Origin of the sequence: Vibrio nomapromontoriensis (assembly GCF_050337205.1) — a bacterium.
In the GTDB taxonomy this organism is placed as follows: domain Bacteria; phylum Pseudomonadota; class Gammaproteobacteria; order Enterobacterales; family Vibrionaceae; genus Vibrio; species Vibrio nomapromontoriensis.
In genome coordinates this window covers 890629-899418 of record NZ_JAKJSS010000006.1, presented here as the reverse complement: position 1 = coordinate 899418, position 8790 = coordinate 890629, and the positions used below count along the sequence as shown (strand labels likewise).

6 protein-coding genes are annotated in these 8790 nt (G+C 43.1%); 3 read left to right on the top strand and 3 right to left on the bottom strand.

The window, feature by feature from the left end; genetic code table 11:
- Positions 1–29: 29 nt before the first annotated feature.
- The 3 genes from L4D05_RS04135 to L4D05_RS04125 form a co-directional block, all read right to left on the bottom strand.
- A complete protein-coding gene (locus tag L4D05_RS04135; RefSeq protein ID WP_428793128.1) occupies positions 30–866 on the bottom strand; it encodes an IS3 family transposase in 837 nt (278 codons plus the stop codon).
- Positions 863–1372 (bottom strand): helix-turn-helix domain-containing protein, encoded by a 510-nt coding sequence (locus L4D05_RS04130; protein WP_428793111.1) that lies wholly within the window; start codon positions 1370–1372, stop codon positions 863–865. The genes L4D05_RS04135 and L4D05_RS04130 overlap by 4 nt, the downstream gene beginning before the upstream one ends.
- An 87-nt stretch (positions 1373–1459) precedes the next feature.
- A complete protein-coding gene (locus tag L4D05_RS04125; RefSeq protein WP_428793110.1) occupies positions 1460–2941 on the bottom strand; it encodes a hypothetical protein in 1482 nt (493 codons plus the stop codon).
- A 438-nt stretch (positions 2942–3379) separates the two neighbouring features.
- Here L4D05_RS04125 and L4D05_RS04120 point away from each other — a divergent pair, with 438 nt between their 5' ends.
- From L4D05_RS04120 to L4D05_RS04110, 3 genes are all read left to right on the top strand, one after another.
- Entirely contained in the window at positions 3380–4927 is a 1548-nt protein-coding gene (locus L4D05_RS04120; RefSeq protein ID WP_428793109.1) for a DUF3360 family protein, read from the top strand.
- Positions 4928–5192: 265 nt separating this feature from the next.
- Entirely contained in the window at positions 5193–7469 is a 2277-nt protein-coding gene (gene pflB, locus L4D05_RS04115) for a formate C-acetyltransferase (protein WP_428753660.1), read from the top strand.
- A gap of 296 nt (positions 7470–7765) precedes the next feature.
- On the top strand, positions 7766–8743 hold the full coding sequence (locus L4D05_RS04110; protein WP_428793127.1) for a lipid A deacylase LpxR family protein: 978 nt from the start codon (positions 7766–7768) through the stop codon (positions 8741–8743).
- Positions 8744–8790: the final 47 nt, after the last annotated feature.

Genomic DNA, 8790 nt, shown 5'->3' with positions numbered 1-8790 from the left:
AAGTGACCCCGTAAAGTTGGACATTTCTGTTAAGCGGCTTTTAAGGCCTGAGTTCGATATTCTATCGGAGTCAGGCCTTTCAGTTTCACTTTTATACGCTTGGTATTGTAGTACTCGATGTACTCTTTGATTTGCTCTATCAGAGCATCTTCAAAGCTTTGGTTGTGATACATCTCGGTTTTGAGCAAAGCAAAAAAGTTTTCAGCAACAGCATTATCCAAGCAGTTACCTTTTCTCGACATGCTTTGCGTTAAACCACTCTCCGCTACCTTTTTTTGATACTGTCTATGGCGATATTGCCAACCTTGATCGCTATGTATAATTGGCTTTGAGTTGGGTTTAAGCTTTGATATGGCTTCCGTCAGCATCTCCGTGACAAGCGGCAAGCACGCATTTTTAGCCACTCTATAAGCAACCACCTCTTGAGTAAATAAGTCGACCAGAGGAGACAAGTAAACTTTCTGCTCTTTGACTTTGAACTCCGTGACATCCGTTACCCACTTTTCGTCGGGTTGAGTCGCACTAAAATCTCTTTCAAGCACATTGGGAGCAGGCTTTCCCGACTCTCCTCGGTATGAACGATACTTTTTAATCCTGACCGTCGATTTAAGGTTGAGCTGAGCCATCAGCCTTTGAACCGTTTTGTGATTAAGCGCGAACCCCTGATTTTTTAGTTCCAAGTGAATACGGCGGTAGCCGTATCGACCTTTATGTTCATGATAAATTGACTTTATCAACCGCAGTTCACGTTCGTAGCTATTTGGGCGCTTGCTCGTTTGAGCCTGATAATAAAAGACACTTTTAGCCAACTGTAGAGTGTGCAGTAAATGCTTCAATGGGTACTTACCTTTAAGAGYTAGAGCTATGACCGCTTTTTCTTTGTTCGACGGTTTTTTTCCTGCTCCAACTCTTCCAACTTTTTTAGAACGGCATTCTCGGTTCGTAAGTAGACCAACTCCTCTTTTAGCTCCTCAAGCGTCATTTCATTATCAGGCTTGGTGGTACGTTGAGGTTGCTTTTTCATTGAGGGTCTTCCTTTCTGGCGCATTTTGAGCCCTTCGATACCGAGCTCATTAAATCTTTTGAGCCAGACAGAGAGTATCCCAGGGGATGAGAGGTTTAATACTGCGCTAGTGTGCGTGAGAGACCAATCATTCGTCCACATTAAATTTAATGCTTTTCGTTTTTTCTGAGCAGTAGCAGCATGCTTAGTTGGTAAAAACGAACCAGCACCGTGGATGGCAAAGACTTGAGCCCAATACCGTATCTGTCTCGAAGAAATTGAATATTGTTTTGCTAAATAGCGAGATGACGCGCCATCTAAGCATTGTTTAGCAATGACACATTTTAACTCACGACTATATTTGGACATAAAAAGACCCCCAATAATTGGTGTCCAACTATTGGGGGTCAGTTCATAATATGAGGCTTTTGATGAACCAAAGAATGAATGGATTTACTAATTTATTCTGTTCGTAACAAAATCTAGTGTTTCATCCATCATTAGAATTTGGTGATTTTTAGAGTCAGTCGATAGTCTAATGACGCCATTATAATCAGTAAAATCTTCATTCCCTGCAGATGCGCTATCTTCTGCGCTGTATGAATTTTCCATTAAATATGACGCTACCATTGAAATCGAAGCAGTAGAGCTAACTAATCCAATTTCGATACTATCAGATACGGACGGTGCTAGTACTTCGCTAGGGCTTTTCATTAAAACTTGGTTATTTGAAGGTTGGGCGTATATAGATTGATACATATCCAAACTGTTAGTTGTCTTAGAACGAATTGACGTCCTTTGAACTGTATAGTCATTTGAATTAAAACTGGTTGAAACAACGCAATCATTTGAGCCACATGACCCAATATTAGTAGACGAAAAGTCTGTAACAGATGGCTGGGTCAATGTCAGTGGTTGCCCCTTAATTGGTCTCATACCTAGATATAACCAGTTACCTATACTTGTTTCAGCATAGATTTCAGCAGACCAATTTTTTAGCAAATCATCAGTAGGAACATAACTATAATTATTTGTTTGTACATTAACCCCTTGCCAGTCATACACTTCATTGCCTATGACTGCTTTAATTGCACTTTGACTACCTTTTAATGTTAGGTTTTGCAAACTCAAGCTATGGCTATCTATTCCTAAGCTACTTAGTATATCCGCTCCAGGTGGAGTCATAGAAGATACATAGACAGAACTCGCTGGCAAAATGCCATAACTAATCATATCGTTTGGCATACTGTTTGTGTAATCAGAGAACGCTGTCACCAACTTTTTCTCAGCTGCTGGATAATTCGAAACAACAGGGACACTCAATGCAGTACTTCCTCCACTTACTCTTCCATCAGAAGCACTTGTTCGATAATAGCTAGGGTTGTCATTTGAAGCGACCGCAACTAATGCATCAGAGACAGTAATATCCTCTAATTCTTGTTCACCTCGATAACAAGAATTATGTGTATTTGGAGTACGAATCGCTATCGTCATGTTCTGCATTAGCTCTTTTTGCACACTAAACATGTACGAAAAACGATTTCCAGCAACCCCTCCAATCAATTCTTCAAGTGTTACATATCCTCCATCACTAATATCAGATTTGGGGATAGATATAATGCCACTTGAAGGAAGACTCGTACCTTCAATTGTTTTATCTGATATGAATTCACCTTTAGAATCATGAAATAGAATTCTGTATCCAGTATTTGCAGTTCTTGCCGCAACAACCTTAGTAGAGTTTTCTATCTTCGATAATATAGCGCACCCATTTTGTATATTATTGCGCTCATCCTGATAAACATCGATAACCTGCCATTTATATACGGTTGGTGCGGGCCCATTTGAGCCACCACTATCACCGCCACCTCCACCACACCCAACCATTGCTGTAGAAATCGCGGCAACTAGCGGCAATATTACTCTTTTTTTCATCATTCTTTCCTAGCTGATTTTTTGTGCGGCAAAGCGCTGCCATGCCGATCTATTACCGGATACCAAGCAAAGAATGTGCCAAATGACGACGTTTTATTTAGTTTATCTTAACTTCTACTTAGTAAACCTGACTCATATTGTTAAGTTATGAAAGTGAGTTACGGTGAATGTTAACCAAGTGCGCAGATTCAAACATCGATTGTAATTTTCTTTCACATTATTTCTTAAAGTGATCAAGATCAATCAAGCTGTTAGCGTTGCTTGCTAGACTCAGCTCCATTGATATAGCACGAATAATTCGCCTATTACCAATGGATATCGTCTATTCTTAAGCACGCGAGTCGCGTGCAAGTATCCATTTTCATATTCAGCGAATGTATTCTTCTATCAAGCCAAACGACTAAAACACCAAACGACTAACTTTTTTATAATGAGGAATCTATGTCAGACGCCGTCAATAAAGCGCATTCTGATTCAGATATTGAGACCAAAAGCTATCAAGAGCTTCATCGTCCTGCTTCTGAGTTTGCCAGCCGCTCTGAATACCTAGACCACGAACTTCAAATCATGAAACCACGCCGCTATGGATTAAACCTTCCTGGCCGTGATTTCCGCTTTGAGCTCGAAGATTTAGTACCTGCCTTGGCAGGTACTATTGGTATTATCGCAATGTATTCTGCGGTAATGATGTCTTGGGCTGATGGTTTAACCGCAGCATGGGACCACGTGAACCTTGGTAAAGAATTTGCCATCGAAGTTGCTCGTGTAGAGATGCTTATCCCTGCCTTGCTATTCTGTATTCTTGCTTCTGGCTTTTTTAACCCAAGAGCTAACCTAGCCGGTAACCACGGCCCAATGATCCCATTGATTGGTTCAATTGCACTTGCGGGCGCTCACCCACTTGCACTAGCAATCCTTCTTGGTGTGTTTGGTTTACTCTTAAGTTATTTTAAGGGTGGTTCAAAACTGGTTAACCTTACTTCTCAAGGTACCGCAGGTGGCTTGCTCATTTTCCTAGGCTTTACTGGGACCATGAGTCAAATCGGTTCTATCCAAGAGTGGGCGGTCGGCCTTCAATCTGCTACGGTTGATGCGGGTAGCATGGGTTACGTCGGTCTTATTGTGTTGGGTATCAACATTGCGGTCTACGCGTACCTTGCTAAAATCAACATGCGTTGGTTAGCGATTCCAGTTTGTGCCGTTACCGGACTTCTAATCGCGCTTGGTCTAGGTGCTGGTTTCGACCTGACGTTTGAAACTGAAATGGGTCTTCCAAATCTAAACCCTGTTTACTGGTGGGGCAGCGAAACTGAAGGTTGGATGCTTGGTCTTCCAAATCTGCAGCACTTCATTGCATCTCTTCCATTTGCAATCCTAGCCGTTGCGATGTGGTCTCCAGACTTCCTAGGTCACCGTATCTTCCAAGAGCTAAACTACCCACGTAAGACTGAAAAAGTACTTATGGACGTGGATGACACAATGACTATGTGTTCTGTTCGCCAAATGGTCGGTACAGCGGTTGGTGGTGGTAACATCACATCATCTTGGGGTACTTATATGATCCCAGCTGCTATCGCTAAGCGTCCTATCCCAGCGGGTGCGATTCTACTTGGTTCTTTATGTATCATCGTTGCGATCCTTGGCTTCCCAATGGACGTTGCGGTATGGCCTCCTGTTATGCGCGTTGCTTTATTGGTCGGTGTATTCCTTCCTTTACTTGAAGCGGGTATGCAAATGGTTCGTGAAACAAAAGATTCACAAGCTGCCGGTATCTGTATCTTTGCCGCAGTTGTTGCCAACCCAGTGCTAGCTTGGGCACTAACCATGTTCCTTGATAATAATGGACTCATTGGTGACAAAGAGCGTGCATCTCGTCTATCTTTTGTAGACAAGATTGTCATTCCTGTTGGCGTCTTTGTTATCTGTTTGGTAGCAATGCTCGCTGTTGGTATGCTAGAAGGCCAGTACGGAATTCCAGCATTCTTGTAAAAACGCAGTGATTTATTTGGGTAGTGAGCATCACTACCCAAATTTTTATCAAACTTTTTTAAGTTTTATTGATTTAGTTTAAGTTTTACAATAAATTTTTAGTGTACTCTTGATTTCAACGTGATGAATAACAATATCTATGATTAATCCGATACTATGATTGACCATAAATATTTTTATTAATGTGTGTACTGGTTCTCCATTCGGAGAGCACTCGATATCCGAGAACAGTACGTGTTTTTTCTACTAACAAGGTAGGTATGTCATGGCAGAGCAATTTGCTAAAGCTTGGGAAGGTTTTGCGGCAGGTGAGTGGCAAAACGAAGTAAACGTTCGTGATTTCATCCAGAAGAACTATGCACCTTATGAAGGTGACGAAGAATTCCTAGTTTCTGAAGGTACTGAAGCAACTAACAAGCTTTGGGCTAAAGTAATGGAAGGTATCAAGCAGGAGAACGCAACTAAAGCGCCTGTAGATTTCGATACTTCTGTTATTTCTACCATCACTGCACACGATGCAGGCTACATTGAGCAAGATCTAGAAACTATCGTTGGTCTTCAAACTGAAGCACCACTTAAACGTGCAATCATCCCTAACGGTGGTGTACGTATGGTTGAAGGTTCTTGTAAAGCATACGGTCGTACTCTTGACCCTATGGTTTCAAAAATCTACTCTGAATACCGTAAAACACATAATGCTGGCGTTTTCGATATCTACACGCCTGATATCCTAAAATGTCGTAAATCTGGTGTTCTGACTGGTCTTCCTGATGCATACGGTCGTGGTCGTATCATTGGTGACTACCGTCGTGTGGCACTTTACGGTATCGACTTCCTAATGAAGGACAAGCTAGCTCAGTTCGCTTCTCTTCAAGAGCGTTTTGAAAACGGCGAAGATCTAGCAGCAACAATGCAACTTCGTGAAGAAATTGCAGAGCAACACCGTGCCCTTGGCCAAATCAAAGTGATGGCAGCTAAATACGGCTTCGACATCTCTGAGCCAGCTCAAACTGCTCAAGAAGCGATTCAGTGGACTTACTTCGGCTACCTAGCTGCAGTTAAATCACAAAATGGCGCGGCAATGTCTCTAGGTCGTACTTCATCTTTCCTAGATATCTTCATCGAGCGTGATATTGCTGCTGGCAAAATCACTGAAGTTGAAGCTCAAGAGATGATTGACCACTTCGTAATGAAGCTACGTATGGTTCGTTTCCTACGTACTCCTGAATACGATGAGTTGTTCTCTGGTGACCCAATCTGGGCAACAGAATCAATGGGTGGTATGGGTATCGACGGTCGTACACTAGTTACACGTACTAACTTCCGTTTCCTAAACAGCCTATACACTATGGGTCCTTCTCCAGAGCCAAACATCACGGTTCTTTGGTCTGAGCAACTGCCTGTAGGCTTCAAGAAGTTCTGTGCGAAAGTATCTATCGATACTTCTTCTATCCAGTACGAAAATGATGACCTAATGCGTCCTGACCTAGGTTCTGACGACTACGCAATCGCTTGTTGTGTATCGCCAATGATCGTCGGTAAGCAAATGCAGTTCTTTGGCGCTCGTGCTAACCTTGCAAAAACTATGCTTTACGCAATCAACGGTGGTGTTGATGAGAAGCTTAAGATGCAAGTTGGCCCAGTTGGCGACAAGATCACTGACGAAGTACTTAACTACGATGACGTAATGGGTCGCCTAGACACATTCATGGACTGGCTAGCTAAGCAATACGTGACTGCTCTAAACAGCATCCACTACATGCACGACAAGTACAGCTACGAAGCGTCTCTAATGGCTCTACATGACCGTGACGTTCGTCGTACTATGGCGTGTGGTATTGCAGGTCTTTCTGTTGCTGCTGACTCACTGTCTGCAATCAAATACGCAACAGTTAAACCTGTTCGTGACGAAGACGGCATCGCAACAGATTTCGAAATCGAAGGCGATTACCCTAAATTCGGTAACAACGACGCACGCGTTGATGATATTGCATGTGAACTTGTTTCTACGTTTATGGGCAAAATCCGTAAGCTTAAGATGTACCGTGACGCTATCCCTACACAGTCTATCCTTACTATCACTTCAAACGTGGTTTATGGTAAGAAGACAGGTAACACTCCAGATGGTCGTCGTGCTGGTGCTCCTTTCGCTCCTGGTGCTAACCCAATGCACGGTCGTGACGAAAAAGGCGCTGTAGCTTCACTTACTTCTGTAGGTAAACTACCGTTTGCTGACGCACAAGATGGTATCTCTTACACGTTCTCTATCGTTCCTAACGCGCTAGGTAAAGAAGAAGACAGCCAACGTGCTAACCTTGCAGGCCTAATGGATGGTTACTTCCACCACGAAGCTGGCATTGAAGGTGGTCAACACCTTAACGTGAACGTTCTTAACCGCGGTACTCTAGAAGACGCTGTTAAGCACCCTGAGAAATACCCTCAGCTAACCATCCGTGTATCTGGTTACGCAGTTCGCTTTAACTCTCTAACAGCAGAGCAGCAAGCAGACGTAATCGCACGTACGTTCACTGAATCTCTATAACTGAGTCTCTGTCTGTATAGCTAAATTCGTACAGACAAGCGTTATACTGATTGAGATAAAAACCTCGCTTCGGCGAGGTTTTTTATGCCTGCCGTCTCATCATCATCGATATGACCGGTAAATCTCATTGAGTAAGGATTGTTTACAATTTCCTCTATGTCATTGATAACGTTTTCACTACATGATCACTAATCTCCCTTCACAAACGTGTCACTATCGTCTTAACTTATTACACCTCTACACGCCGTATTTGAAGAGAGTGACTCATAATGAAATACCCCACCGCTTCACCTTTCATGTTGCTTAGTGCTAGCGCACTACTGTTACTAAGTTCTAGCGCACTTTCTTCAGAGCGCTCTACCCTCTCGTTTTCAATCGACAATGATGGTGTGTTTGGCACCGATGAAGATTATACCAATGGCATTTTCCTCTCTTATACCAGTGGCGCCATTACGCCATATACATTATTTCGCCCACTGAGTCTTAGCTATTGGGGGGCATCATCACTAGATAAAGTTGAATTTCAGCTCGGGCATAAAATGTGGACGCCTTCAAATATCGCATCCACTAAACCCCTTGCAAATGATCGACCTTACGCAGGTTATTTCCATGCAGAATTTAACTACATTAGCTTACATCCTGAACAAGCTCAGCGTTTCAATCTAACGTTAGGGGCAACGGGCGAAAGCTCATTTGCCGATAAAGCACAACAGTTGGTGCACTCTCTCGTCGGTTCTAGCGAACCGCAGGGCTGGGAGTATCAAATAGAAGACCAGTTTGCCGGCAGCATAGGCTACCTCACTCACATAAACTGGCAGCGACAATCAGCAATAGCCAGTACTTCTTGGGAAATAGCTAACGTCAGTGAAGCCAATATTGGTAATTTTCGAAGTGATGTTTCAACGGGTGCGATGTTTCGCTGGGGAACGGACTTAGGCGGTAATTTCGGTTCAGCAAATATCAGTAGCGAAAACCCTTTTAAGGCGGGGATGATAGGTGCGTCTAGGCGAGGTTGGTTTACCTACTTTGGGCTTAAGGCTCGATACCGCTTTAATGACGTAACCATTCAAGGAAACCGTCCCGGTATTCCAGAACCGAAGGAGGCTTATGACGTTACACTTCAACCTTGGCAAGCGGAAGCGGTATTAGGAGCAACGTGGTATAACCAACATGTGGGCGTCAGCACCTTTATTGCCTCTAAATCTGCTGAATACAAAGAAGCACAGAAATCAATTTATGGTAACGGTGGCCTGTCGTTATTTGCGTTCTTCTAAACAAGAAAGGTGAGTGCGTTGACACAATATTCGCACTCAACCTTTTA